Below are 24,612 nucleotides of genomic sequence, written 5' to 3' on the forward strand. Positions count from 1 at the left end.
CTCCATGAATGCCAGCATTCTCTACGCCCGGAACCTTAGCAAAGCGGTACCCAGCGCGGAAGGCGAGCTGGCGATACTCGACGACGTATCCCTGAGTATCGACAAAGGTGACAGCCTGGCCATCGTCGGCACTTCCGGTTCCGGCAAATCAACCCTGCTCGGCCTGCTGGCCGGCCTGGATCTGCCCAGCTCCGGCGAGGTGCACCTGGCCGGCCATCTGCTCGGCGAGCTGAATGAAGACCAACGGGCGCGGGTGCGCGCCGAGCACGTCGGCTTCGTTTTTCAGTCATTCCAACTGCTCGACAGTCTCAATGCGTTGGAGAATGTGATGCTGCCGCTCGAGCTTCATGGCCGCCACGATGCACAGGCGAAAGCGACCGAGCTGCTCGAACGAGTCGGACTCGGTGCACGACTGCATCACTACCCTCGCCAGCTGTCCGGCGGCGAACAACAGCGCGTTGCCGTCGCCCGCGCATTCGCCGCCGAGCCTGAAGTGCTGTTTGCCGACGAGCCAACCGGCAATCTCGATAGTCATACCGGCGCGAATATCACCGAGTTGCTCTTTGAGTTGAACCGAGAGCGCGGCACCACGCTGGTGTTGGTTACCCATGACGAGCGCCTGGCCCAACGCTGCCAGCATCTGCTCCGCCTGGAAGGCGGTCGCCAGCTCCGCGATGAGCAAACTCGATGAAGCGTGTGCCCGCCAGCCGACTGGCTGCTCTGGCGCTGCGCCAGCTATTGCGTGACGCTCGTGCCGGAGAGCTTCGCGTCCTGTTCTTCGCGCTATTGATCGCCGTAGCGGCGAGCACCGCCATTGGCTATTTCGGCGCGCGCCTGAACGACGCCATGATGATGCGTGCCACGGAATTCCTCGGGGCCGACCTCGTATTGCGCGGCAGTGCACCCGCCGAACCGGAACAGATCGCAGCGGGCACCCGCCTACAGCTCGACCATGCTCGTGCGGTGGAGTTTTCCAGCGTCATCGCGACCGATGACAACCTGCAATTGGCAAGCGTCAAGGCCGCCGATAGCAGCTACCCGTTGCGTGGTGAACTGCGCAGCGCAGCCGCACCGTATCAGCCCGAACAACCCGGACCGGGACCGCAACCAGGCGAAGCCTGGGCAGAGGCACGATTGTTCGCGGCGCTGGACTTGCAAATCGGCGATCGCATCGAAGTAGGCAACAAGCAATTGCAACTGACCCGCGTCCTGACCTACGAGCCGGATCGCGTGGGTGATTTCTACAGCCTGACGCCACGCGTACTGATGCACCTCGACGATCTTGACGCGACCGGCGTGGTTCAGCCCGGCAGCCGCGTGCGCTATCGCGAGCTTTGGCGCGGCTCACCGGAGCAGCTCGAAGCCTACGAGCAAGCCATCAAACCCGCGTTACAACCGCATCAGCGCATCGAGACTGCGAAAGACGGCAATCGTCAGATCGGCGGTGCACTGGGACGCGCCGAGCGCTATCTGAACCTGGCCAGCCTTGCCGCTGTATTGCTCGCAGGCGTCGCGGTCGCACTCTCGGCTGCGCGCTTCGCCGCACGCCGCTTCGATGCCAGCGCCCTGCTGCGTTGCCTGGGGTTATCACGGCGCGAGGCGCTGATGCTTTACACCCTGCAGCTTGGTTATCTTGGTGTGGTTGCAAGCGCAGCGGGCGCTTTGCTGGGTTGGGCGGCGCAGCATGGTTTGTTTTTCCTGCTGCGTGATCTGGTGGTCAGCGAAGTACCGCCAGCGACGCTCTGGCCGGCATTGGCGGGCATTGCAACGGGACTGGTAGCACTAGCTGGCTTCGCACTGCCGCCACTTGCAGCGTTGGGACGCGTACCGCCCCTTCGGGTACTGCGACGTGACATGCTGCCTATTCCTCCGAGCTCCTGGCTGGTTTACGGCGCGGCCGTGGTAGCCCTTGGGCTGATCATGTGGCGCCTGAGCCTGGATCTGAAAATCACCCTCGCGCTACTGGGTGGCGGCCTGCTTGCCACATTGATACTCGGTGGGCTGCTGTTGCTGGCGCTGCAGGGCCTACGCCGAGGGCTTTCTGGCGCATCCCTGAGCTGGCGTCTGGGGCTCGGGCAGTTGCTCCGTCACCCCTTGGCGGCCGCCGGTCAGTCGCTGGCCTTCGGCCTGATACTGCTGGCCATGGCATTGATCGCATTGCTACGCGGCGAACTGCTCGATACTTGGCAGAACCAGCTACCGGACGACGCGCCCAACCATTTCGTACTAAATGTTCTGCCAGCCGATCGGGATGCCTTCGCCGAGCGCATTGCGGCGCTCTCGGACCACGCCGCACCGCTGTACCCCGTTGTGCCGGGCCGCCTGGTCGCGATCAATGGTGAGCCGGTGCGCCAGCTCGTTAGCAAGGAAAGCCAGGGCGAGCGAGCGATTCGCAGGGACCTGAGCCTGACGTGGGCAAGCGACCTGCCTTCTGATAATCGCCTGACCGCCGGCCACTGGTGGAATGGTGAACGCAGTGAGCTGCCCGGCGTATCGGTGGAAGCGGAGCTTGCGGAAAGCCTGCAAGTAGAGCTGGGCGACCGGCTCAGCTTCACCGTTGGCGGCCTTACCCGCGACGTCAGCGTGACGAGCCTGCGCGAAGTGAATTGGGACAGTTTCCAGCCCAACTTCTACATGATCTTCGAGCCGCAAACGCTGCAGGATGTGCCGGCCACTTACATGACGAGCTTTCATTTACCTGACGGCAAGGATCGCGAGTTGGTGCGACTCGCACGAGACTTCCCTTCTGCGACCATATTGCAGGTCGAGGCGTTGCTCAGTCAGCTGCGCAGCATCTTGGCGCAGGTCTCGCTGGCCGTGGAGTACGTGCTGATGTTCGTGCTGGCGGCGGGACTGGCCGTGCTGTTCGCAGGGTTGCAGTCAACCCTTGACGAACGCATTCAACAAGGCGCGCTGCTAAGAGCGCTAGGCGCCGAGCGCAAGTTGCTGCTCAAAGCCAGACGTACCGAGTTCGGCGTGCTCGGCGCGGCCAGTGGTCTGCTTGCCGCACTGGGCTGTGAGCTGGTCAGCGCCCTGCTCTATCACTTTGCGTTCGATTTGCGCTGGCAACCTCATCCCTGGCTTCTGGTGTTGCCATTGATCGGCGCGCTACTGGTCGGTACGGCCGGCGTAATTGGTACGCGTCGAGCACTTAACGCCAGCCCGCTCAACGTGCTCCGAGAAAGCTGAGCGAGGTAACCCGGCTCGCCGAATGGCGATAACTGCCTCTAGAATGGTCGTTTTCACACTGACCTGGATCGTTCATGAGCCGTTATCGCCCGCCTCGCCCTGCTGGCACTCCACTGATCACGCCCCAAGGCGAGGCGCGGCTGCGGGCCGAACTGCATGAACTCTGGCACGTGCGACGCCCTCAGGTGACCCAGTCCGTCAGCGAAGCGGCAGCGCAAGGCGATCGCTCCGAAAATGCGGAATACACCTACGGCAAGAAGATGCTGAGGGAAATCGATAGCCGCGTACGCTTTCTCACCAAGCGACTGGAAAAACTCAAGGTCGTCAGCGACAAGCCAAGCGACCCGGGCAAGGTGTACTTCGGCGCCTGGGTGACGGTTGAAGATGAGAATGGCGAACAGGCCCGTTATCGCATCGTTGGTCCCGACGAGCTGGAGCTGCGCCAGGGATTGATCAGCATCGACTCGCCATTGGCACGAGCACTGGTGGGGAAGTCGCTGGATGCCGAAGTAGAGGTACAAACACCCACCGGCCCGAAGCTCTGGTATGTCGTCGCCATCGACTACGCGTGACTCGCCAGTTTCATTGCGACTATACAGTCGCTAAATTCTGCGAAAATGCAGCGATTATCGTGAGATAAGCGCAAATATTCGAACATCATCACTTTCCTACTCACACAACGTTCCGTCTGGTAACAGGCAAAACGGGTCACCGCTAAAAGCCTTTTGCTATCAATCATCTTCGATACGCCATGCCAGAGCGGTTATTTGTCGTTGGCCTCACTCCTGGCACGATTGCTGCGCTTGTTGCGCCTGCAGTACGCGCAGCGCGCGGTGAATGGCGATGGATTGCCCAATGCCCGATTCACCAACTGATTGAGTGCATCCATGAACAACAAGAAAACGTTGCTTGCTCTCTGCCTCGGTTCCGCCATGGCGCTTTCCAGCCAGGTGCATGCCGGCCTGTTCAGCTCCAGCGGCTACACCCAGACCCGTTACCCGATCGTTCTTACCCACGGCATGCTGGGCTTCGACAGTATGCTCGGCATCGACTACTGGTATGGCATCCCGCATGCGCTTCGCCGTGATGGCGCGCAGGTCTACGTGACCGAAGTAAGTCAGCTCAACACCTCGGAACTCCGCGGTGAAGAACTGCTTGACCAAGTCGAAGAAATCGTCGCGATAAGCGGAAAACCCAAGGTCAATCTGATCGGCCACAGCCACGGCGGACCGACTGTACGCTACGTCGCTGCTGTGCGGCCCGATCTGATTGCCTCTGTCACCAGTGTCGGCGCACCTCACAAAGGTTCGGACGTTGCTGACCTGATTCGCAAGATACCCGAGGGATCCGGCGGCGAGACCATCGTTGCCGGGCTGGTCAACGGCATGGGCGCGCTAATCCATTTCCTCTCCGGCAGTCCCAGCACCGAACCACAGAACGCGCTTGGAACACTCGAATCGCTCAACAGCGAGGGCGCCGCACGCTTCAACGCCAAATATCCGCAGGGGATCCCGACCAGCGAATGTGGCGAAGGGGCATACAAAGTCAACGGCGTGCGCTACTACTCCTGGGGCGGCACCAGCCCGTTGACCAACCCACTGGACATCAGCGATGCGATGTTGGGCGCCGGCTCACTCGCCTTCGACGAGGCAAACGATGGTCTGGTTGGGCGCTGCAGCTCGCACCTGGGCATGGTCATCCGCGACAACTATCGGATGAATCACTTGGACGAGGTCAACCAGGTGCTTGGGCTGACCAGTCTGTTCGAGACTGATCCGTTGACCGTCTACCGCCAACACGCCAATCGCCTGAAGAACGCAGGTCTCTAAAGATCGCCGGGGCTAGTCGGCCCCGGCTCCGCCACAAGGCATGTCGATGAAAAAACTCGCACTGCTGTTCTTGCTGGTTGTCACCATCGGTGTCGCGGCAATCTGGCATGAGCCGACCGAACCGACGCTGACTCAGGCAAAGGCGCTCGCCGAGCCAGCCATAGCCAGCTCACCAACCTTACAAAAAACGAAGTTTCGTTCGCTAGATCCGCAGCAGCGGCCGAGCACGAAGATTAACCGTCTGCCTGGCTCATTTGCCGGAACGCAGGTTGACGGCCGGCTCCAGGCGGACCCGTCCGGCAATCTGATCGTCGATGGCAATGTCCGGCGCGTCTTCGACTATTTTCTGGCAGCCATTGGCGAAGAGTCGGTTGAGGCCAGCGTCACCCGTCTACGCCGTTATATCGAAGAGCAACTTTCCCAACCCGCGAAAGGCCAGGCATTGCAGGTGCTGGGGCAGTATCTGGATTACAAGCGGCAATTGTTGATGCTCGAGAAGACCCATGCTCAGCGCGCTGATATTGACGCCATGCGTGAACGGTTGCGCGCGGTTCAGCAATTACGCGCCGGCATCTTCAGCGAACCGGTGCACCAAGCATTCTTCGCATTGGACGAGGCGACCGATCGCTTCACTCTCGAAAGGTTAGCGATTCGCCGCGATCCGACTCTTGATGCCGCAGCCAAGGGAGCTGCCATCGACAGGCTACAGAACAGCTTGCCAGCCGAATTGCTGGATAGCCTGGCGCCGCAACTGCAGACCGAATTGCACGAACAGACCCGGACACTACAGGCCAACGGCGCAACACCGAGCGAAATTCGCCAGCTGCGCCAACAGCTGGTCGGCAATGTCGCAACCGCCCGCCTGGAAAAACTCGACCGTAAACGCCAGGATTGGCAGCGGCGAGTGAAGGCCTATCGAGAAGAGAAGGTGCGAATAGAGAACAGCCGGGGGCTTGGCGAAACCGACAAGCGCGCGGCAATTAGTCGGATGGCAGCCGAACGTTTCGACGAACATGAGCGCCTGCGTCTCGAGGCAGCCGAACAGCTACTCGCCGCGAAAAATAGCTAAGACGCTCAGTTGGACGCGCTTTGCGGCCCGCCTTCGAGCAGATAACGCTCCCGCGTGTAGGCCAGATAATACTTGTTCACCGCATTGACGTAGCTGACCACGCCCATCCCCATGGTCTCCATGGCGATACGCTCGACCTGGAAGAACCATTGATCAGGGTTGAGACCACGGCGCCTGGCCTCGGCACGCATGCTTTGCACCCGTTGCGGCCCCATGTTGTAGGCGGCCAGGATGAACGCCATGCGCTCGCGCTCATTGAGCCTGGCACTGGCGAAGAATTTGCGGCGAATACTGGCCAGATATTTCGCGCTGGCCAACACGTTATTGTCCAGTTTGCCGATATTGCTGACCCCCATGCTGCGGGCTGCGGCAGGTGTCATCTGCATCAGTCCGGTGGCCCCAGAAGCGCCGCGGGCGGCCGGGTTCAGGGTCGACTCCTTGAATGCCAACGCCGCTAGATTGAGCCAGTCGATATCCTGCTGCTGGGCATGCCGTTGCAGCGTCGAACGCACCTTTTCCAAGCGCTGTCGCCCGACCCGATCGAGTGGATACTGCACTCGATAAAGACGCCGATAGACCCGAACGAATGCTGCGTCCTGGTTATCCGGCACGTTGTAACTCTTGAGAAAACGATCGGCACTTGCGCGCAACATGCTCGCCTCTTTTCGAACGAACCAATGCATGTCGGCACGCTTACCCAGCGCCAGCTGCGGCTCGATGCGCAATTTTGGCAACACTTTCGCCCAGCGTTCAGCGATTGTTTGCTCGACGACAGTGGCCGGGTAGATACCGGCCTGCACCATTTCCAGCACATCTTCCACGGCGAGCGTCGGGTCGACCCATTCCACGGCGATCGGTGCGCGCCCGGCTTGCATCAGCTCACGATTGATTCCTTCCAGGGCAGTCCCGGCAGCACTGCCGGCCGACAACGCCAAGCCGCGCCCCGACAGCTGCTCGAAGCGCTTGTAGTGTGGACTGCCCTGGCGAGTCACCAGAACCATCGGAACATCATCGACGACAGCTCGGCTGCGGCTCACCCGGCGCATCGTTCCCAGGTCCAGCAACTCGCCGGGCGCGACCAGATCGCCCTCGCCTCTTTGCAGTGCGGCAAGTAGTTGGTCCTTGGCCTTCGGAATCATTTCCAACGTGATCGGTTGCCCCTTGGAGCCGCGATTAAGGAACTGTTCGAACGCACGCAGGCGGACGTATTCCACGCCGATAGCTTCACCCTTGACCTCGCCGGAGCTGTTGCGACTCTGGTTCACCAGCACGCGCAAAACCCCACTGCGGCGAATTTCCGCCAGATCGCGTACCGTATCCGCCGACTGCCAGGCTTGAGGACCCATCACGCGCGCGACGGCGGGCCAGGACGCGAGCGCCAGCAGGCAAAAAAGCAGGGGAAATAATCGGATCATCTTCGGCTTATCGGCTCGAATCGGACAGGATGAAACGCGGTCACTCTGCCGCAAAGGGGCGAAGACTCTCACAGCATGAAAGACGCCGCCAGCCGAAGCTGTCGTCGAACGTTAGGCATATCCATTAAATAACTGATTTTTATAGTTATAATTTGATTTTATAAGCGAGGCAGTTCATGCAGCTTGTCGACATCGGTGTCAATCTGACCCACCCGACTTTCGCCCGTGATCCGCGTGCCGTCCTGGATCGCGCCTATGCAGCCGGCGTCACGCAGCTGGTGCTGACTGGCACCAATCTCGCCGAGAGCGAAGCGGCATCGGCACTCTGCCGCGACCTGGATGAAAGCCGGAAACGGCTGTTTTGCACCGCCGGTATTCACCCCCACGACGCGAGCCAATGGACGTCGGAAACCGCTACGCAGCTGAAAGACTTGCTCGCCGAACCCGAAGTGCGAGCGGTCGGCGAGTGCGGCCTGGACTTCAATCGCGACCTGTCTCCTCGCGCGCAGCAAGAACGCGTATTGGAGGAGCACCTGCAGCTGGCGGTGGAAACCGGCCTGCCGGTATTTCTACATGAGCGCGACGCCGATCAACGTCTGGTGGATATTCTCCGGCCATTCCGCGATCAACTCAGCGCCGCAGTGGTGCACTGTTTTACCGGCGAGAAACATGCGCTCTACGCCTATTTGGATCTCGACCTGCACATCGGCATTACCGGCTGGATCTGCGACGAGCGCCGCGGTACTCACTTGCACCCTTTGGTACGCGAGATTCCAGTGACGCGGTTGATGCTCGAAAGCGATGCACCTTACCTGTTGCCGCGCACGCTGCGCCCCAAACCCAAGGGCGGACAGAACGAACCTGCCTTCCTCCCTGAAGTCTTGCGGGAAGTGGCCCGCCATCGCGGCATGAGCGAAGACGAGCTGGCCGCCAGCACCACCGCCTGTGCCCAGCAGTTCTTCGGTATCGCGCCCTTGGATCAAGACTGAAAGGCCTCCAAGCCAACCACTCACGCCGGTTATGGCCCTGGCCGGCAAACACCAGCGACCACGGCACACACAGCAGCGCACCGGTCGACTATCCGCAGATACGCCCCCAACCAACCTCGTCCGGTCAGCCGAACACCGTTACCGTCTGACGGCTCAACGCCACCAGCTCGCCCTTGGCCGTCCACAGCGCCGCTGCGCAATGGCCGTAGCCATCCTGCGCATATTCGATCACCGCACGGTACTGACACCATTCATGGGTGTCGATCTGCGGTGTCGGCTGAACGAACTCAATGGTCCAAGTCAGCGAGCTGCCGGGCGCGAAGCCCTTCAGATGCGACAGCACCGCAGGTGGCCATGCATCTACCAGCGCCAGTAGATGCGAGACAGTGACCGGCTCGCGCTCGATCTCTCCGCGCTGTCGCACCCAGCCGCCCATCTCCCGCGAAGTATTGCCGCTAAACGGCAGCCCACCGATGCCCCAACGCATCGCCAGGTAGCGGGTAAATTCTGGCGCCACGCCGGGCACGTAAGGCAACTCCTGGCAATCTTCCACCGGCGGCATCGCTGGCGCCGGCTCCGCTGCCACCTCGACGGCGGAAGCGCGAGCAGCGCCGAAACTGCCCTGAACGACGGTCACCACTTGGCCGTTCTGCACGGCACGCCCGAGCACCTGGCTGACCGCCTTGCCCTCACGCAGTACCTCGGCCTCGAAGCTGACCGGCGTATCGACCAGCAGCGGACCGACGAACGTGATGGCCAGCGAGCGCACCGGACGGCCTTCCGGCACCTGCGCCTGCATTGCTTCGTACACCAGGGCTGCAACGACCCCGCCGAAACCGGCTCGGCCTTGGCCCCAGCTGGCAGGTACGACGACGTTCTGTGGATTGTCACGCACAGCGTGTATCAGTTCGGAAAAGGTCATGCCCACCTCGGATCGTTGTTATCGGCAGCTATCTTATAGCCGGCTCGCTGATGGGCGCGCATATCTGGGCTTCGATGATAAGGCGCTATCGCGCGCACCTATGGATCGCTGCGCTCATCCGTGCGCCGACGCCTGAGGATATCGGGGCGCCACGGCAATTGGCGCTTCAGTCTGGCTAGCGAAGCCCGCATCGTCGCCATGTTCGCCGGTTGGCCAGCGTAGCGTGTCATCTCGTAGAGCCGAGCGAAATCACGAATCGGCTCGGCAACGGCCGGAGCCAAACCCGCCGCCCGCTCGGCAAAATCGCGCGCGCCCTCGCCCGCTTGCCGCGCGATTCCCTGGCGTGCCAGCAACCCTTCGAAACGCTGAAACAGACGCAGCTGAGGGTCGCGTTCGCGCCGCCAGGGTTTCAGCAGCATCAGCGCCAGAAGCGAAATCAGCAGCGCCCCGAAGGCAACCATCAGCAATCCGAGCTTGCGCTCATCGATCTTGCCGAACAGTCCCTTCAGAATTTCCAGCTGACGCTCGCCCTGGTAGCCGAGGACCCAGCGTTGCCAGCCGTAGTTGAGATTGTCCCAGCCGAATCGCAGCTCGTTCAGCCAGCCGATATCACGGTAGCGTCGCAACGTAAGTGGCGAGTCCTCAAGAAACCCCTGCTCGTCGGCAAGCGCTTCTTCGAGCCCCAGCTCGATGCGTTCCGGTGCAACCTGGAATGTAGGATCCACGGCGATCCAGCCACGATCGGCGATCCAGTACTCAACCCAGGCATGAGCATCAAGCTGACGAACCGACAGATAGTTACCCGAAGGGTTGATTTCTCCGCCCTGATAACCGGCTACGACGCGTGCGGGTATGCCAGCCGCGCGCAGCACAAAGGTCATCGCCCCGGCGTAGTGAATACAGAAACCGTTCAGCGTATCGAAAAGAAAGCCATCGACGATATCGGCACCCACCGATGGTGGCCGCAGCGTGTAACCGTATGGCTGCTGATTGAAATGCCGCAGCAGCGCCTGCACGGTCGCCTCTGGAGTTCGGTGGTTGCGGCGCAGCTCCGCGGCCCATGTCCGGCTGCGCGGATTGCCCGTAGCGGGAAGCTGCAAGGCGCGCTCAAGCATCGAGGGCACGGCCTCAGGCTCGCGCAGCGATTCGGTCCATGAAGTTGCCCGGTAAAGTAATGGCTGGTCAATTGGGCGTTGTCGTTGCAGATGGAAATCGGCCATCAGCCGTACGTTGTCTGCATCCACTTGCGGCACGTCCAGCGCATATAACCACGGCCGGCCACTGGGTTGCATTACGACGCTGTAGCGCACCGGCTCGCCTCGCGGAGTCCAATCAGGCGCCTGCGGCGCTTGTGAAGCGAATGATTGCGACCAGCGTCGGCCATCGAAGCGCTCGAAGGTGACCGCTCGCCAATACAGCTGGTCCCGCTCGGGGATCGGACCTTCGAAGCTGACCCTGAACGCCAGTTCGGCGGAGCGACTCAGTTCGGCGATATCACCTGGCGACATGCTGTCGGCCAACCCGGTTACACCGCGATCCTGTGGCTGCGGCAAGGACCAGAGCGGACCCAACCGCGGGAACAGTACGAACAGCACGAGCATAAGCGGCACGGCCTGAAGCAACAGCGAGCCCGCCAGCCGCATTGTCGGCCAGGGTTGCGTGGCCACGGTATTCTGCTGCAGACCGATCATCGCGGCCAGCAGCGCGGTGATTGGCAACAGGCTGTACAGCCCGGCCAGCAAGCTGTCGTAGAACAGGTAACTGGTCACCACGGCGAAAAAACCAAGGAAGATCAGCACCAGTGCATCGCGGCGACTACGCATCTCCACCAGTTTGAGAATGAACGCGGCAATCAGCAGCACCACCCCGGCGTCGAGTCCGATTACGCTGCCACGCGAAAAGTACACGCCAAACCCGGCACCAATCATCATCAGGGCTTTCGCCCAGCCCTTTGGATAGCGGGCGCGCATGCGGAAGATTTGTACGCGCCACGTCGCACAAGCGAGCCAGAGGCCGATGATCCATAACGGCAGATGACCGAGATGAGGAAGAATTACCAGCACTTGCGCTACCAGCAGCCAGACCAACCCGTTGCGCGGAATCGCCTGCGCAGTGTTCACTGATCGCGCTCCCGCTCCAGACCGAACAAAGCCAATTCGCGCAAGCAACGGTTGCGGTGATCGGCGCCGCCGTCCGGGCCAATGGTTGTCGACGCGATGCGCAAGGCGAAAGGTTGCTGGCGTGCAGATAATTCGACGACCCAGTGACAAAGTAGCGACAACCGCGCTTCGATATCGCCGTCGATGGCATCGAGATCAAGTAGCGGCTCCTGGCCAGCCAACGCGGTGAAATCCTTCACCAGCAAGCCTTGGCCTCGGGAAAATGCCTTCCAGTTGAGTCGACGCCGCGAGTCGCCAGGCTGCCATGGTTTCAAGCCTTGATAATCATCGATGCCACTCCCAATTGCGCGGGCCCCCTCGCTCTCTTCTTCGGTCAGCCCGCCGGCTTGTGGTAAATCGCCTGCTGATGGACGCGGATAGACCAGCGCAGCCAGTTGCAGATCGACCCAACTCCAAGCCACGAGAATTCCCAGTGGAAAACGACTTTCGACACGTATCCGCCCCGGCTTCAGCCAGCCGCGGCGCTCGCTCAGCAGGCTCAGCTCGACCTCACAGGTTCCGCTCGCTGGTACATCGATCAGTTGCAGGCCGCTCCTGGGCCAGCCCAACGCGACAGCCTGATAGAGACGGCCACGACTTTCCAGCCTGACCCGCAGACGCGCCTGCTCACCTAGGAAGACAGCCTCCGCTCCGCCTGCCTGTAGAACCAAGCCCGCTAGATTCCGCCAGGTATGCAGAATCGCAACCACGAATACCGAGCCGAGCAGGAACGTCAGCGCATAGGCGAGACTGTTCTGGTAATTGATCGCGGCAAGCAGCATCAGCAGCAGGGCCAGCAGAAACGACATGCCCACCGCAGTCGGCATGATAAATATGCGCCGCTGATCGAGCCGCACATTCGGCCCGGGCGGAATACGCTTCAACAACCAGCGATCACGTACTCGTGGTAGCAGTCGCATGCTCGTCCTCTCGGCGATTCTCGCGATACGGCGTCAGAGCGCCGGCACTTCGCGCAGCAGCCATTGCACCAACGCGCCGCCACCATGGCCAGTGGCGTCCGCCTGCTCCCGAAGGCGATGCCCGACCACCGACGGCAGCACGGCCTGAACATCTTCCGGAATCACATAGTCGCGACCGTCGAGAAAAGCCCACGCCCGTGCCGCCGCTAACAGCGCCAAACTACCACGAGGCGAAAGCCCCCAAGCGAACTGTGGCTGCGTGCGGGTGGCCTCGACCAATCGCAGCACGTAGTCGACCAACGCATCACTGACCCGCACCTGCGCCACCGCATTCTGAATCTCCACCAGTTCGGCATGAACGAGCATGGGTTCCAGGCGCGCCAGGAGATCGCGGCGCGAGTCGCCGAGCAGCAGCGCTTTCTCCGCTGCCTTCGCTGGATAGCCCAAAGACAGGCGCATCAGGAAACGATCCAGTTGCGATTCGGGGAGCGCGAAGGTCCCGCCGGAGCTGACAGGGTTCTGCGTGGCGACGACGAAGAATGGATCAGGCAAGGGCCGGGTCGCGCCCTCGATGGTGACCTGTCCCTCTTCCATCGCTTCGAGCAGTGCGCTCTGGCTTTTCGGCGTCGCCCGGTTGATTTCGTCCGCGAGGATCAGCTCGGCAAAGATCGGTCCTGGATGGAAGACGAACTGGCCGCTGTCCTTGTCGAACACTGAGGTACCGAGGATATCGCCCGGCAACAGGTCCGAGGTGAACTGGATACGCTGGAATTCCAATCCCATCACCCTGGCTAGCGCATGGCTGAGGGTGGTCTTGCCCATGCCAGGCAAATCCTCGACCAGCAGATGCCCCCTCGCCAGCAGGCAGGCCATGGCCAATCGAACCTGTGATTGCTTGCCGAGCAGGACTTCGTTCACCGCTCTGAGACAGACGTCCAATCGCGCACGCATGCAACTCTCCTTTGTTTGTTCCGTCGATCCTACTGACCCGGCAAGCTCAGGCAAAGCGATGGAAATCTGCGGTGACGAAGTTGTGACCCGGCGCTTGGTCCTTGCTCCGGTGGGGATGCCGCGTATCGCCAACCGCCCGAGCGCGAGCTATGGGCGCGTCGGTAACCTGCAGGCAATCAAGCGCGGCTGCGCGACTACGGCCGCTGCATATCGAAACGCTCGCGAGTATAGCTGTAAGTCGCGCCGCCAAGTCTCCCGACCAGATCGAGCCTGGCCGAATCGATACGTCCGCGCTCGTCGAGCACGCGGTCATCGATATGCGCCAGCAGCACTTCGGCGAAGATCAGCTGGCAGTTGGGCGCCTCAGCCGGATACGGCAGGATCTGCGCGACGCGGCATTCAAAGGCGACCGGCGCGCCAGCCACCCGCTGCACGTTCACGAGACGGGCCGGTTCGCTGGCGATACCACAGTGCTCGAATTCGCTAAGACCGTGGGGCAGTGCGGCGGCGGACGCATTCATCGCCTCGGCCTGCTCAGCGCTGACGAGCTGAACGACCAGCTCACCGGTATCGAGCGCATTGCGGGCGGTGTCCTTGGGCAGCCCATCCTTGAGGCCGACGTTGATAAGCAACGTCGGAGGCTCGCTACTGATTACTTGGAAAAAACTGAACGGTGCAAGATTGCTGATGCCCGATGCCGAGCATGTCGAGACCCAGGCAATCGGTCGCGGTGTAACGGTGGACGCCAGCCAACGATAGGCCTCGACCGGCGCCAAGGTGGAGAAGTCGAGTTGCATAAGGGTTCTCTGCGGAGTCGGCCTGCAATTGGCCAGAACCGACGGATGGGACGTGGCAACCGAAGCGGCTGCCACTCAGCGCCGCGCTGTCAGCGCCCCGCGCGCGATTCGCGCAGATAGAAGCGGGCCTTCTTGGCCTTTTCCACGCAGCCTTGATAACCCTCGAATTGTTGCTGGGTTTTAGCGCCGGTAAGCAAGGCGATTGCTTTGGAATAGCTCACGGTGCCGGCAAAGCCTTCCGCTTCTGCCAGACTCTGCTCTTCCCAAGCAGCGTTCAGCTGGGACGCACAGTTGTCGCGATAAGCGGTTTTCGCGGCGCAACCGGTCAGGGCCAACGCCAACAGAGATAAACAGATCAAATTTTTCATCGACACATCCTCAATTTTTGAGACCTGCTCAGTTTTGACTACCTGCAATACGCTCGCGGAGAAATTCGACTACAGCATCTTGCTCGCCAGCGAATTCGATTCGGGACGCCTTGCTCTCCCGCTGGTAGGCATACATCGGGTCGTAGTATTGCCTCAGCAACACCTCGATCCAGCCGCGGTGCAGATCGACCGCACCCGTATTGGCCTGCTCGGTAAGCGCCTGGTCCATGATCGCGGCCAACTGCTTGTAGCACTCGCCTCCGAGCCGCTTGCTGATATTGACCAGACTTTGCTGCAAACGCTCGCTGAACGCGGCAAATCCCGCCTCGCCCTGCTCCGTGACGAACTCGGCACAGAGGTCAATTACGTAATCTTTGAGGATTCGATCGACGCGCCCTTCGAAGCTGTCCTCCAACCAAACTAGCGGATACTGCTGCATCCCTTGGAACAGCGGCAGCGGTATGGAACAACGGCCCACCAGCCGCGCTTCATCCTCAAGGACGAATTGACCGACGCCCGCCTCTTGCATCTTTAGCAGGCGAATCGCCAGCGCGTTCTCGAAATCAATCTGCACCGGTTGCGGCGTGGCACGCTTGCCGAAGCTTGAGCCGCGATGATTGGCGATACCTTCCAGATCGACGCTGTCGTCCAGGCGCGCAAGCACTTCGGTCTTGCCAGTGCCGGTCATGCCGCCGACCAGCACGAAGTCATAATTCGCCGCCGCGTGCTCGATGGTTTCCAGCAGAAAGTGGCGCATCGCCTTGTAGCCGCCCGTGACACGCGGGTAGTCGATGCCCGCCTCGGTCTTGAGCCACTGCTGAACCAGCTGTGAACGCAGACCGCCGCGAAAACAATAGAGATAGCCCTGGGGATTGTTCCGCGCGAAATCGGCCCAGGCCTGGATGCGCTCGGCCTTGAGCTGGCCGCTGACCAGTCGATGACCCAGTTCGATCGCCGCCTGCTGGCCGTGCTGTTTGTAGCAGGTGCCGACCTTCTGCCGCTCGAGATCGTCCATCAGTGGCAGGTTGATCACGCCGGGAAACGCGCCCTTGGCAAATTCCACCGGTGCTCGCGCATCCATCATTGGTACATCGTTGAGAAACAACTCGCGGAAGTTATCGGTATCGCCGCGCATCAACGAACCTCGACAGCAAAGGGACCGGCTTCGACCAACTCGCCGATAGGTTCGAGTGTCAGGCCGAGTTCGGTCGCGACCTTGAGAAATTCAGCCTCGCCTTCCGGTGCCACTGCGACCAACAGCCCGCCACTGGTCTGCGGATCGCAGAGCAATTGCTTGTGGGCCTCGTCCAGCGTCCCAATGCGCTCACCGTAGCTGTCGAAGTTACGCCCGGTACCGCCCGGTACGCAGCCCTGCTCCAGGTAATACTCGACGCCTTCCAGACGCGGTACACGGGCATAGTCGATACGCGCGGTAACGCCGCTGCCATCGGCCATCTCTACCAGATGCCCGAGCAAGCCAAAACCGGTGACATCAGTCATGGCGCGCACGGCTGCAAGCTTGCCGAAGCGGCTGCCGGGCGTATTCAAGGTGCACATCCAATCACGGGCTCGACCAACGTCCTCGGGGCGCAGCTTGGCCTTCTTCTCGGCTGTGGTGAAAATGCCGATGCCCAGCGGCTTGGTCAGGTAGAGCTTGCAGCCGACCGTTGCCGTGTCGTTGCGCTTCATCTGGCTCTTATTGACTAGGCCGGTCACCGCCAGGCCAAAAATCGGCTCGGGCGCGTCGATCGAATGCCCGCCCGCGAGTGGGATGCCCGCTGCGTCGCATACCGAACGGCCACCAGCGATGACTTCTCGGGCCACCTCAGGCGGCAGCACATTCACCGGCCAGCCGAGAATGGCGATGGCCATCAGCGGATCGCCGCCCATCGCGTAAATATCGCTGATCGCATTGGTTGCGGCGATCCGACCGAAATCGAACGGATCGTCGACGATGGGCATGAAGAAATCGGTGGTCGACACCACGCCGCGCTCTTCATCAATGCCATAAACGGCAGCGTCGTCGCGCGACGCATTACCGACCCACAATCGCGGGTCGAGGTTCTGCGCGCCGCTGCCGGCGAGGATCACATCCAGGACCTTGGGCGAAATCTTGCAGCCGCAACCGGCGCCATGGCTGTACTGAGTGAGGCGGATGGGTTCGCTCATCTGGAAAGGCTCTCGTGACGCTGGCAAAAACGGGCGCCGATTGTAGCAAAGGCTGGAGCCGGCATTGCTCCGCCGCGGCATTGATGAGCTTTCGTTGCCACTTTTCGTTGCCATACGGTTCTCTGCCCTTGGCTTCTACTTGAAGCTTGCGCGTTGAAGCTTGAAGCTATCGCTCCTGCCATAGGGAGAATCACATGGGCAACAAGGTCGCGCTGGTACTGGGTTCGGGAGGCGCGCGGGGTTATGCGCACATTGGCGTTATCGAAGAACTCACCGCTCGAGGTTACGAAATCAATTGCATCGCAGGCTGTTCGATGGGCGCGGTGGTCGGCGGTATCTATGCGGCTGGCAAGCTGGGCGAGTATCGCGATTGGATCGAAAGTCTGGACTATTTCGACATGCTGCGCCTGGTCGACCCGAGCTTCAGTCTCGGCGCCATTCGTGGCGAGAAAATTTTCGGGCGTATCCGCGAAATGCTTGGCTCGATCAATATCGAAGATCTGCCGATCCCCTTTACCGCAGTCGCCGCGGACCTGACCAATCAGCAGGAAATATGGTTTCAGGAAGGCAATCTGGAGCTGGCGATGCGCGCCTCTGCCGCCATTCCGAGCCTGTTCACGCCCGTCATGCAAGGCAACCGCATGCTGGTCGACGGCGGGATATTGAATCCCCTGCCGATTGTGCCGGTCGTTTCCAGCCACAGCGATATCATCATCGCGGTCAACCTCAACGCGAATAACCATCGACAATATCCTTTGCCGGAGATCATTCGCCCAGGCCGTTTCGATGCCATGGTCAGCTCGATCAGCTCGCATATTCCGTTCTGGCGGCACGACAGTCTGGATGAGCAGGTCGCCGCGCTTCAGACCGGCGAAGCGACCGCAGACGGTCAGCCACAGGCAGCTTCAACAGGACAGAGCGCACCGAAGTCGGCAGAAGGTTCGATGGTGGTGGATGTTGGTGGGCCAGCTTCGCTGCTGGAGCTGATCAACCAGAGCTTCGAAGTGATGCAGTCTTCGTTGACGCAATACAAGATCGCCGGTTATCCGCCGAACGTGCTGATCAACATCCCCAAGCGCGCCTGCCGTTTCTACGAGTTCTACAAAGCGCCTGAGTTGATCAAGCTGGGGCAGATCATCGCGAGCGATGCGCTCGACAGGTACGAGGAAGAACAGCGGCACTAACAGGCTGCTGCTCCCATCGAGAGTGTCAGTCGAATCGACTGCCCGGCAAGTTCTCCGGTGTCGCGGCGTTTGGCACTTCCTTGATCAGCCAGTCACCCAGCAAGCTGTAGGCGACCGCCAGCAGCGTCGGGCCGAGAAACAGACCCATAAAACCGAACGCCAATACGCCACCGAACACACCTAGCAACACCACCACCAGCGGCAGGTTGCCGCCGCGACTGATCAGATAAGGTTTCAGCACGTTGTCCACACCGCTGATGATGAACATGCCCCAGATGCCGAGAAACACTGCCATTCCGTATTGGCCTTGCCAGACGAGCCATGCGACCGCCGGCCCCCAGATCAGCGGCGGGACCATCAAAAAGCTGAACGCAAACGTCAGCAGGCCAAGAATCAGCGCACCCGGTACACCGGCTATGGTGAAACCGGCATACGCCAGAATCGCCTGGGCAGCAGCCGTACCAATAACGCCGTTGACGACACGTTGCACGGTACCCGCAACCAACTCCAGGTAATGGTCTGCGCGATCGCCAATCAGCCGATGCAGCAGACTGTGGACGAAGGCTGCGAGTTTCGGCCCGTCACGATAGAAGAAGAATACCAGCACCAAGCTCAGTGCCAGTTCCAGCATTCCACTACCGATACGGGCGCTGCGCACCAGCAACCAGTTGCCGACCTGCCCGATATACGGACGCACGGTGGCGAAGAACGCCGTGCCCTGTTCATCAACGGTGTTCCAGAAGGCCAGCAATCTGTCGCCAACCAACGGCACCTCACCCAGCCAAGCAGGTGGCTCTGGCAGGCCCTGCACCTGAATGTTATGCAGCAGTGCGTTGACCTCGCGAATCTGGTCGGCAACGTTGAACCCCAGCCATACCAACGGCACAGCCACCAACACCATCCAGCCAAACGTCAGCAGCGTCGCGGCGAGTGTCGAATTCCCCTTCAGCAAGCGTGTCAGCCAGCGCATGATCGGCCAACTGGCGAACGCCAGTACCGCCGCCCAGAACAACGCGGAGGCAAATGGAGCCAGTACCCACACACAGGCACCGAGCAGCACCAGGAGCAGAATCTGCACCAGCAGACGATCATTGTTAAGCATCAGAATACCCATCGAAAAACGCGGTGCGCCTTGAGCAAAGCGCACCAGGCTGGAGTTCTATTGCAGACTGAAACGCACCCTCAGCGCAATAGCCTGATACGCAGGCCATCCTCATCGGAAACCTTCGGGTCCAGACGCCGCGCCTTGATCCGCTCATGGATCAGCGCTTCATGCCAAGCCGCAGCACCTTTACCTTCCAGCATTACCCGCATGGTGCTGTCGAGCCGCAGCACGTTCGCCAGCAAGGCACCCCACTCGGCCGTTGGCTCTTCCGGCAATCGCTGCAGCCAAAGTTCGCCGGTGCGCTTCAACTGACGCAACAGGGTAGCCGGATTCGGCAGGATGACGCCGAGTGGTTCGTCCGGTTCGAACTGCTCCACCTGCAAGTAGGGCCGGCCATTGCCACGCGTGATGCCATAGAGCGCCATAAGGCGATCGGAATCGCCGGGCAATCGCGCCAGCAGATAAGCCTGCCGCGCATCAGGGCCGTAGAGCGTGGATCGCTGGAACACTGCGTTGGCCCACAGACTGCTCGATCCGCAATCGCGCCCTTCGCACCAGAACAGCAATTCGGCCCCATCCTCCAGCAGTTGGTTGCGCGACCGCTCGAATGCTTCGATACCCGTATGCACCTCCGGTAACTGATAGGTGACGGCAGTCAGCTGGCCGGACGCGCTGACTTGGGCACTCATCCTCAGGCGACCACTGATGCGACGGATCGAATCCAGCGGATAAGTCCGTTCCAGCACCTGTTGTTTCTTGAAGGCGACTATCTGCGCCTGTGGGTATCGCGCAATCGAATCGAAATCCCTGCTGCCTGGCAAATCAGCGGCACTCGCTGCGCTCGCGAGCATAGTCAGCCCGGCTATCCATACATCTCGCATACAAGACCTCACCGGGTCAGCATCGACTGAGCAGTCTGTACCTGCGTGCGACTGTCGACCCAGCGCTGCACGAAGCTGAGCAGCTGCATCCGACAGGGTTGGCCGAGTTCCTCGAGCACGACCGAGATCCTGTAACCGTTGGGCGTGACGGCGGTGTAAAGATCGATCATTGCGATGTTGTTCCCTGCTGAGGCGATAGCCCAGCCTCACCAGTTGGCAAAAGCAAGTCAAGCGAGGGTTTGCGACAGATTCTTGCGTAACCGCGTCACTCCCTGGCTAAGCCGCAAAGAAGGGATTGAAAACAGCCGCCACCGCTTCGGCCCCCCGCAGATCATCCAGATGCAAATGATGCCCGCCCGGCAGCCTGTGCAGCGTGAACGGCGAGGCCTCGGATAGCTCCAGCATCGCCGACTGGGTCATCAGGCCCTGCTCCGCCAGCACTAGGCTCGCGGGGCACGCCACCCGCTGTACGAACGACAGCGCATGTGCGCGGCTCAAGCGCATCGGTGACGGCAGCATCAGCCGCGCATCGGTGCGCCAGGTATAACCGCCGGGAACCGGCATCAGACCACGCTGAGCAAGCAATTCGGCCGCCTCATGGCTGACCGCACCGACGCCCTTCATGCGTGCCGCGACGGCTTGCTCGAATCTTTCATAGACCGGCTTGCGCTTGTCATCAACGGCGAGCAGTGCCTGTAACGACTCACCGAGCTTTTGCGGTGCGGTTTCGGCTTCGCCGGTATAAGGAATCACCCCATCGATCAGCGCCAGGCGCTCGACTCGCTCGGGCATGGCACCCGCCAGCAGCACGGAAACGATCGCGCCCATCGAATGGCCCAGCAGGGAGAATCGCTGCCAACCAAACTGTTCGGCCGTCTGCAGCACATCATGGGCGTAGTCCCAGATATTGTAGGCAGCGCCGACGGGTCGATGATCGGAGTGACCGTGCCCCGGCAGATCCAGCGCGACGATGCGGACGCCATCGAGTAGCGGCGCCAAGCGTGAGAACGTCGCGGCGTTGTCCAGCCAACCGTGCAGGGCGATCACCGGCAAACCATCCTCGGGGCCATAGAGATGCGCCGCAACTTCGATATGCGGCAGGCTCAGGCGGATCTCCTCGAACGCGACGGTCATGCAGCACCTCGTTGATCCAGTTCGCTCCAGCGACCGAACAATTGTCTGAGCAGCATCGCGGTATTCCCCGGATGTTCGAGCGGAAACATATGACCGCCGGGCAACGTATGCGCTTCACCGTGCGCAACCAGTCGCAGCAGATAAGCATGATGGGGCATCACTACCCGGCTTTGGCGTCCACGTACTACCGCAAGCGGAATCTTCAACGCATGCGGCCAGCCGGGCGTGACGTGCGGCACGCTGCGGTAGATGCGGATTTCGGTTTCCGGGTCGAAGCGCAGACGCAGCCCCTTGGCGGTCGGCTCCAGTCCGTGCTCGACGTAAGCATCCAGGCAATCGGGATCGAACGCGCGGAACAGCGTCCGACTGGCGAAATATTGCCGCGCCTCGTCCACACAAGCGAACTCCTCGCGGCGTCCGAGCGTGCGACCAGCGGGTGTCAGACGATCGATAAAGCCAAAGCGCTTGGCTGCCCAGATAAGCGTCTGGTCGAACCAGGTCGGCATCGGTGAATCGAGCATGACCACGCCGCGATAAAGCTCGGGCCTCTGCAAGGCCGCGTGATAATGCAGCATGCCGCCCAGCGAATGTCCGACACCCCAGATCGGCTCTTTTACCGTCACAAGCTGCTCGATCAGCTCCTGCACCAGGTTTTGCCAGTTGTCATCCACCGGAAACCGTGGATCGTGGCCGTGCTGGTCCAGATGAGTAACGCTGTAGTCGGGCGCCAGTAAATCGAACAGCTTGCGATAAGTACCGCAGGGAAAGCCGTTGGCATGGGCGAAAAAAATGCGTTGCGTCATGGGCTCGATGCGACAGGAGGAAAGGCAACCATTGTCTGGTCCCCTTCCCCTCGCGGCAATCGGCCGGAGCGGCAGAATGAACGGCAGTCATGCCAAACAAGACGCCTTCGGCGCCCCTCAGGGTCGCGGGATGCTCTCGCCCACAGGCACGACTGCTACGGTTAGCCGGGAAATGCAGCTGAGCTTGCCATCATCGCCGCTCAGGCGGATATCCCAGACGTGGGTGGAGCGCCCCAGGTGCACCGGACGGCAGACCGCAGTCACACGACCGCTACGCAGCGCGCGAATATGATTGGCGTTCACCTCAAGGCCAACACAGTAATACCGGCTCGGATCGATGCATTGATAGCTGGCCGTAGAGCCAACGGTTTCGGCCAGCACCACCGAAGCGCCGCCATGCAGCAAGCCATAGGGCTGGTGGGTGCGTGAATCGACTACCATGCTGGCGGTAAGGGAATCGTCATCGACGGCCTCGAAACGGATATCGAGAAGCTCGACGATAGTGTTCTCGCGCCTGGCGTTGAGTTGTTCGAGTTCCGGTTGATGGTGCCAAATGCTCAAGTGTCGCTCTCCGTATTATTTTTATTTCCGCGCAACGCTGCTGCGCTCTTATTGAACCGGCAAGGCAAGTCGCAGCTCAACGTGGATGCCGCAGCCCGGCGAGCTGCATCAGACCCGCGGCCAGATGTTCACCGTCCAGTTCGGCCAGGCTGGCAGTCGCCATCGGCAGCGGCGTGTCGCGGTGACCATGGACCAGCCAACCACCCAGCGCACCGACGAAAGGCTGATGAGTTACGAGTAGCAGGCTCTGCTCATCGCGGCGGTCGAGATAGAGCATCGCATCGTTTGGATCGGATTCCGGCGTCAGCCAGGGTACGGTTTCTACGGTCCCGGTGAAGCCAAGCGCCTGACGAACGATCTCAGCGGTCTGCTGCGCACGCCGATAAGGGCTGACCAGAATGACCTCTATCGGCTGACCATGCAGATGTGCGGCACTGTTTTGCACTTCGAGCCGCCCGGTCGCGGTCAGGTTGCGCTCGGCATCGGTACGAGCCCTGGGCTCAGCCTCACCGTGACGCAGCAGCCACAACTTCATACCTGCGGCTCCTGCTTCGGCGGTGCAGGCGTGACCGGAGGAGCTGTTTCGATATCCGCCGGACGCGGCTTGGGCCAGTCGGACATTGGCCAGGGTTTGCGATCAGTGTTAAAGGTGCCGAAACGGCCGATCTGCGCCACATACTGGCTGAGGCTGTCACCCAGGCCCTGCAGGCTTTCGTTGGCCTTGCCGTTCACTGCGCGCAGCACCAGCTGCGCAACCACGACCACCAGCAGCACCAGCTCGGCCAATTGCCAGACGAAAAAGAAAACCAGCATCCAGATGGCGCGCAGAATCAGCGATTCGCGATCCGCGCCGCTTTGTAATGTGCTCATTGTTATCTCCGTATCGTTCTCAGAAGCCGTCGGTGGAAATGAAATCCACGTCGGTTTTCGGCTCGCCGCGCATCAGGAGCGCGATTACCTGTTCCAGCGTACGCCCCTCGAACAGAATGGCATGCAGCCCAGCGACCAGTGGCATGTAGACCTGCAGCTCTTCCGCCTTAGTTTTCAATACCTTGATGGTGTTGACCCCTTCGGCCACCTCTCCCAGGCGGGACACGGCTTCATCGAGACTCAGCCCTTCACCCAGCGCATAGCCGACCTGGAAGTTGCGGCTTTTCGAAGAAGTGCAGGTGACGATCAGATCACCCACACCAGCCAACCCCAGAAATGTCATTGGGTTAGCTCCCAACTTGACCGCAAAGCGTGTCATCTCGGCAAGGGCACGGGTAATCAGCATGCTGCGGGTGTTCTCACCCATACCCAGGGCAGCGGCCATGCCGGCCATGATTGCATAGACGTTTTTCAGCGCGCCGCCGAGTTCGACCCCAAAACGGTCGGCGCTGGCATAAACACGAAAGGTTCGTCCGTGCAGCACCTGCTGCACGGACCGGCAAAGCGCCTCATCATGGCTGGCGATCACCGTCGCGGTAAGCGCATGCTCCGCAACTTCGCGTGCGAGATTGGGACCGGAAATCACGCCGATGCGGGCGTGTGGCGCGATATCTTCCAGGATCTGGCTCATCAGCATGAAACCCTGCGCCTCGATGCCCTTGGTTGTACTAACCAGCATCTTGCCCGCCAACTGAGCAGCGAAAGGCGATAGCGCTTGGCGCAGCGCACTGGATGGCAACGCCACGAAAACCAGCTCACAGTCGCTCAGTGTCTGTTCGAGGTCCGTGACCGGTTCCACTTGAGGAAGCAATGTCACGCCCTTCAAATAGCGCGGATTCTGACGGTGGGTACGAATGCTCTCGGCCTGATCCGGATCGCGCATCCACAGCCGGACGCCGTGACCGTTCTCGGCCAGCAGATTCGCAATGGCGGTGCCGAAGCTGCCGCCACCAAGCACCGCAATGGGTTGCTGTTCAGTCATGGGGTATCCGTTTTGAGCCACCCGGTGGCAATGTTCGGCATTATACGTAGCGATTCAGACACAGCTAGCGTAAAGCAACCGCTAATGGAATCATCAGGTTACAGTTTCCAGCAGAGCCTCTAGTCCGCGAGATTTCCTTTCGTCTGTCCTTCTGCATTACGGCATCACTGCGGACGCTGCCCACGGTCTATAAGGGACAGAGCGTCACAAGGTCGTTGTCAAAGGTCAGGAGTGTTAAAGTATCGGGCCGTTTCC

24 protein-coding genes and 1 pseudogene are annotated in these 24,612 nt (G+C 60.9%); 7 read left to right on the top strand and 18 right to left on the bottom strand.

Translation table 11 applies throughout. The features are described 5' to 3' along the window. The first annotated feature begins 4 nt into the window (after window positions 1–4). From NAV33_RS02130 to NAV33_RS02150, 5 genes are all read left to right on the top strand, one after another. Window positions 5–691: an ABC transporter ATP-binding protein gene (locus NAV33_RS02130; RefSeq protein ID WP_255976409.1), complete on the top strand. Its 687-nt coding sequence runs from the start codon at window positions 5–7 to the stop codon at window positions 689–691. Further along, the gene (locus NAV33_RS02135; protein ID WP_255976411.1) at window positions 688–3,189 is read left to right on the top strand and encodes an ABC transporter permease; all 2,502 of its coding nucleotides are present in this window, start codon (window positions 688–690) and stop codon (window positions 3,187–3,189) included. Before NAV33_RS02130 ends, NAV33_RS02135 begins: the two co-directional genes overlap by 4 nt. Window positions 3,190–3,263: 74 nt before the next feature. Continuing rightward, window positions 3,264–3,761 carry a transcription elongation factor GreB gene (gene greB / locus NAV33_RS02140; protein WP_255976413.1) on the top strand — a complete coding sequence of 166 codons (498 nt, stop codon included), beginning with the start codon at window positions 3,264–3,266 and terminating at the stop codon, window positions 3,759–3,761. A gap of 315 nt (window positions 3,762–4,076) precedes the next feature. After that, window positions 4,077–5,018: a triacylglycerol lipase gene (locus NAV33_RS02145; protein ID WP_255976415.1), complete on the top strand. Its 942-nt coding sequence runs from the start codon at window positions 4,077–4,079 to the stop codon at window positions 5,016–5,018. 46 nt (window positions 5,019–5,064) lie between these two features. Beyond that, window positions 5,065–6,087 carry a lipase secretion chaperone gene (locus tag NAV33_RS02150; protein WP_255976417.1) on the top strand — a complete coding sequence of 341 codons (1,023 nt, stop codon included), beginning with the start codon at window positions 5,065–5,067 and terminating at the stop codon, window positions 6,085–6,087. Between the two features lie 5 nt (window positions 6,088–6,092). Here the strand turns inward: NAV33_RS02150 and NAV33_RS02155 are convergent, their stop codons facing one another. Continuing rightward, a complete protein-coding gene (locus NAV33_RS02155; protein WP_255976419.1) occupies window positions 6,093–7,502 on the bottom strand; it encodes a transglycosylase SLT domain-containing protein in 1,410 nt (469 codons plus the stop codon). A 176-nt stretch (window positions 7,503–7,678) separates the two neighbouring features. Between NAV33_RS02155 and NAV33_RS02160 the strand changes: the two genes are divergently transcribed. After that, on the top strand, window positions 7,679–8,491 hold the full coding sequence (locus tag NAV33_RS02160) for a TatD family hydrolase (RefSeq protein ID WP_255976422.1): 813 nt from the start codon (window positions 7,679–7,681) through the stop codon (window positions 8,489–8,491). 124 nt (window positions 8,492–8,615) lie between these two features. Here NAV33_RS02160 and NAV33_RS02165 read toward each other — a convergent pair whose 3' ends face one another. The 8 genes from NAV33_RS02165 to selD form a co-directional block, all read right to left on the bottom strand. Next, window positions 8,616–9,413 carry an acyl-CoA thioesterase gene (locus NAV33_RS02165; protein WP_255976424.1) on the bottom strand — a complete coding sequence of 266 codons (798 nt, stop codon included), beginning with the start codon at window positions 9,411–9,413 and terminating at the stop codon, window positions 8,616–8,618. 98 nt (window positions 9,414–9,511) lie between these two features. Continuing rightward, complete coding sequence (locus NAV33_RS02170; protein WP_255976426.1) at window positions 9,512–11,533, bottom strand: transglutaminase TgpA family protein; 2,022 nt, start codon at window positions 11,531–11,533, stop codon at window positions 9,512–9,514. Then, window positions 11,530–12,492 (bottom strand): DUF58 domain-containing protein, encoded by a 963-nt coding sequence (locus tag NAV33_RS02175; RefSeq protein WP_255976428.1) that lies wholly within the window; start codon window positions 12,490–12,492, stop codon window positions 11,530–11,532. Before NAV33_RS02175 ends, NAV33_RS02170 begins: the two co-directional genes overlap by 4 nt. Window positions 12,493–12,525: 33 nt before the next feature. Next, complete coding sequence (locus NAV33_RS02180; RefSeq protein WP_255976430.1) at window positions 12,526–13,443, bottom strand: AAA family ATPase; 918 nt, start codon at window positions 13,441–13,443, stop codon at window positions 12,526–12,528. Window positions 13,444–13,637: 194 nt separating this feature from the next. Further along, entirely contained in the window at window positions 13,638–14,240 is a 603-nt protein-coding gene (locus tag NAV33_RS02185; RefSeq protein ID WP_255976432.1) for a flavin reductase family protein, read from the bottom strand. An 89-nt stretch (window positions 14,241–14,329) separates the two neighbouring features. Continuing rightward, window positions 14,330–14,608 (bottom strand): hypothetical protein, encoded by a 279-nt coding sequence (locus tag NAV33_RS02190; RefSeq protein WP_255976448.1) that lies wholly within the window; start codon window positions 14,606–14,608, stop codon window positions 14,330–14,332. A gap of 28 nt (window positions 14,609–14,636) precedes the next feature. Beyond that, complete coding sequence (gene mnmH / locus NAV33_RS02195; protein WP_255976450.1) at window positions 14,637–15,743, bottom strand: tRNA 2-selenouridine(34) synthase MnmH; 1,107 nt, start codon at window positions 15,741–15,743, stop codon at window positions 14,637–14,639. Beyond that, window positions 15,743–16,777: a selenide, water dikinase SelD gene (gene selD, locus NAV33_RS02200; RefSeq protein WP_255976452.1), complete on the bottom strand. Its 1,035-nt coding sequence runs from the start codon at window positions 16,775–16,777 to the stop codon at window positions 15,743–15,745. The genes mnmH and selD overlap by 1 nt, the downstream gene beginning before the upstream one ends. A 194-nt stretch (window positions 16,778–16,971) precedes the next feature. Here selD and NAV33_RS02205 point away from each other — a divergent pair, with 194 nt between their 5' ends. After that, window positions 16,972–17,961, top strand: a complete 990-nt coding sequence (locus NAV33_RS02205; RefSeq protein ID WP_255976454.1) for a patatin-like phospholipase family protein — start codon at window positions 16,972–16,974, stop codon at window positions 17,959–17,961. A gap of 25 nt (window positions 17,962–17,986) precedes the next feature. On the opposite strand, the gene NAV33_RS02210 is transcribed toward NAV33_RS02205, so the two are convergent. From NAV33_RS02210 to NAV33_RS02250, 9 genes and pseudogenes are all read right to left on the bottom strand, one after another. Then, window positions 17,987–19,063: an AI-2E family transporter gene (locus NAV33_RS02210; RefSeq protein ID WP_255976456.1), complete on the bottom strand. Its 1,077-nt coding sequence runs from the start codon at window positions 19,061–19,063 to the stop codon at window positions 17,987–17,989. A gap of 80 nt (window positions 19,064–19,143) precedes the next feature. Next, window positions 19,144–19,947 (bottom strand): DUF4892 domain-containing protein, encoded by an 804-nt coding sequence (locus NAV33_RS02215; RefSeq protein WP_255976458.1) that lies wholly within the window; start codon window positions 19,945–19,947, stop codon window positions 19,144–19,146. 71 nt (window positions 19,948–20,018) lie between these two features. Continuing rightward, window positions 20,019–20,117, bottom strand: a pseudogene (locus NAV33_RS02220) (glutathione S-transferase); the annotation flags it as partial. Window positions 20,118–20,223: 106 nt separating this feature from the next. Beyond that, window positions 20,224–21,081: an alpha/beta hydrolase gene (locus NAV33_RS02225; RefSeq protein ID WP_255976460.1), complete on the bottom strand. Its 858-nt coding sequence runs from the start codon at window positions 21,079–21,081 to the stop codon at window positions 20,224–20,226. Further along, window positions 21,078–21,884, bottom strand: a complete 807-nt coding sequence (locus NAV33_RS02230) for an alpha/beta fold hydrolase (protein ID WP_255976463.1) — start codon at window positions 21,882–21,884, stop codon at window positions 21,078–21,080. Before NAV33_RS02230 ends, NAV33_RS02225 begins: the two co-directional genes overlap by 4 nt. A gap of 117 nt (window positions 21,885–22,001) precedes the next feature. Further along, window positions 22,002–22,445 (bottom strand): hotdog fold thioesterase, encoded by a 444-nt coding sequence (locus NAV33_RS02235; RefSeq protein WP_255976465.1) that lies wholly within the window; start codon window positions 22,443–22,445, stop codon window positions 22,002–22,004. 76 nt (window positions 22,446–22,521) lie between these two features. Beyond that, on the bottom strand, window positions 22,522–22,980 hold the full coding sequence (sixA, locus tag NAV33_RS02240; protein ID WP_255976467.1) for a phosphohistidine phosphatase SixA: 459 nt from the start codon (window positions 22,978–22,980) through the stop codon (window positions 22,522–22,524). Beyond that, on the bottom strand, window positions 22,977–23,315 hold the full coding sequence (locus NAV33_RS02245) for a DUF4389 domain-containing protein (RefSeq protein ID WP_255976469.1): 339 nt from the start codon (window positions 23,313–23,315) through the stop codon (window positions 22,977–22,979). The genes sixA and NAV33_RS02245 overlap by 4 nt, the downstream gene beginning before the upstream one ends. A gap of 19 nt (window positions 23,316–23,334) precedes the next feature. After that, a complete protein-coding gene (locus tag NAV33_RS02250; protein WP_255976471.1) occupies window positions 23,335–24,357 on the bottom strand; it encodes an NAD(P)H-dependent glycerol-3-phosphate dehydrogenase in 1,023 nt (340 codons plus the stop codon). Between the last annotated feature and the right edge of the window lie 255 nt (window positions 24,358–24,612).

Origin of the sequence: Stutzerimonas stutzeri (assembly GCF_024448715.1) — a bacterium.
GTDB classification, from domain to species: Bacteria; Pseudomonadota; Gammaproteobacteria; order Pseudomonadales; family Pseudomonadaceae; genus Stutzerimonas; species Stutzerimonas stutzeri_AR.

Coding starts and splice junctions, on each gene's coding strand:
- NAV33_RS02130 (WP_255976409.1), top strand. CDS start 5: ATGAATGCCAGCATTCTCTACGCCCGGAACCTTAGCAAAGCGGTACCC.
- NAV33_RS02135 (WP_255976411.1), top strand. CDS start 688: ATGAAGCGTGTGCCCGCCAGCCGACTGGCTGCTCTGGCGCTGCGCCAG.
- greB (WP_255976413.1), top strand. CDS start 3,264: ATGAGCCGTTATCGCCCGCCTCGCCCTGCTGGCACTCCACTGATCACG.
- NAV33_RS02145 (WP_255976415.1), top strand. CDS start 4,077: ATGAACAACAAGAAAACGTTGCTTGCTCTCTGCCTCGGTTCCGCCATG.
- NAV33_RS02150 (WP_255976417.1), top strand. CDS start 5,065: ATGAAAAAACTCGCACTGCTGTTCTTGCTGGTTGTCACCATCGGTGTC.
- NAV33_RS02155 (WP_255976419.1), bottom strand. CDS start 7,502: ATGATCCGATTATTTCCCCTGCTTTTTTGCCTGCTGGCGCTCGCGTCC.
- NAV33_RS02160 (WP_255976422.1), top strand. CDS start 7,679: ATGCAGCTTGTCGACATCGGTGTCAATCTGACCCACCCGACTTTCGCC.
- NAV33_RS02165 (WP_255976424.1), bottom strand. CDS start 9,413: ATGACCTTTTCCGAACTGATACACGCTGTGCGTGACAATCCACAGAAC.
- NAV33_RS02175 (WP_255976428.1), bottom strand. CDS start 12,492: ATGCGACTGCTACCACGAGTACGTGATCGCTGGTTGTTGAAGCGTATT.
- NAV33_RS02180 (WP_255976430.1), bottom strand. CDS start 13,443: ATGCGTGCGCGATTGGACGTCTGTCTCAGAGCGGTGAACGAAGTCCTG.
- NAV33_RS02185 (WP_255976432.1), bottom strand. CDS start 14,240: ATGCAACTCGACTTCTCCACCTTGGCGCCGGTCGAGGCCTATCGTTGG.
- NAV33_RS02190 (WP_255976448.1), bottom strand. CDS start 14,608: ATGAAAAATTTGATCTGTTTATCTCTGTTGGCGTTGGCCCTGACCGGT.
- mnmH (WP_255976450.1), bottom strand. CDS start 15,743: ATGCGCGGCGATACCGATAACTTCCGCGAGTTGTTTCTCAACGATGTA.
- selD (WP_255976452.1), bottom strand. CDS start 16,777: ATGAGCGAACCCATCCGCCTCACTCAGTACAGCCATGGCGCCGGTTGC.
- NAV33_RS02205 (WP_255976454.1), top strand. CDS start 16,972: ATGGGCAACAAGGTCGCGCTGGTACTGGGTTCGGGAGGCGCGCGGGGT.
- NAV33_RS02210 (WP_255976456.1), bottom strand. CDS start 19,063: ATGCTTAACAATGATCGTCTGCTGGTGCAGATTCTGCTCCTGGTGCTG.
- NAV33_RS02215 (WP_255976458.1), bottom strand. CDS start 19,947: ATGCGAGATGTATGGATAGCCGGGCTGACTATGCTCGCGAGCGCAGCG.
- NAV33_RS02225 (WP_255976460.1), bottom strand. CDS start 21,081: ATGACCGTCGCGTTCGAGGAGATCCGCCTGAGCCTGCCGCATATCGAA.
- NAV33_RS02230 (WP_255976463.1), bottom strand. CDS start 21,884: ATGACGCAACGCATTTTTTTCGCCCATGCCAACGGCTTTCCCTGCGGT.
- sixA (WP_255976467.1), bottom strand. CDS start 22,980: ATGAAGTTGTGGCTGCTGCGTCACGGTGAGGCTGAGCCCAGGGCTCGT.
- NAV33_RS02245 (WP_255976469.1), bottom strand. CDS start 23,315: ATGAGCACATTACAAAGCGGCGCGGATCGCGAATCGCTGATTCTGCGC.
- NAV33_RS02250 (WP_255976471.1), bottom strand. CDS start 24,357: ATGACTGAACAGCAACCCATTGCGGTGCTTGGTGGCGGCAGCTTCGGC.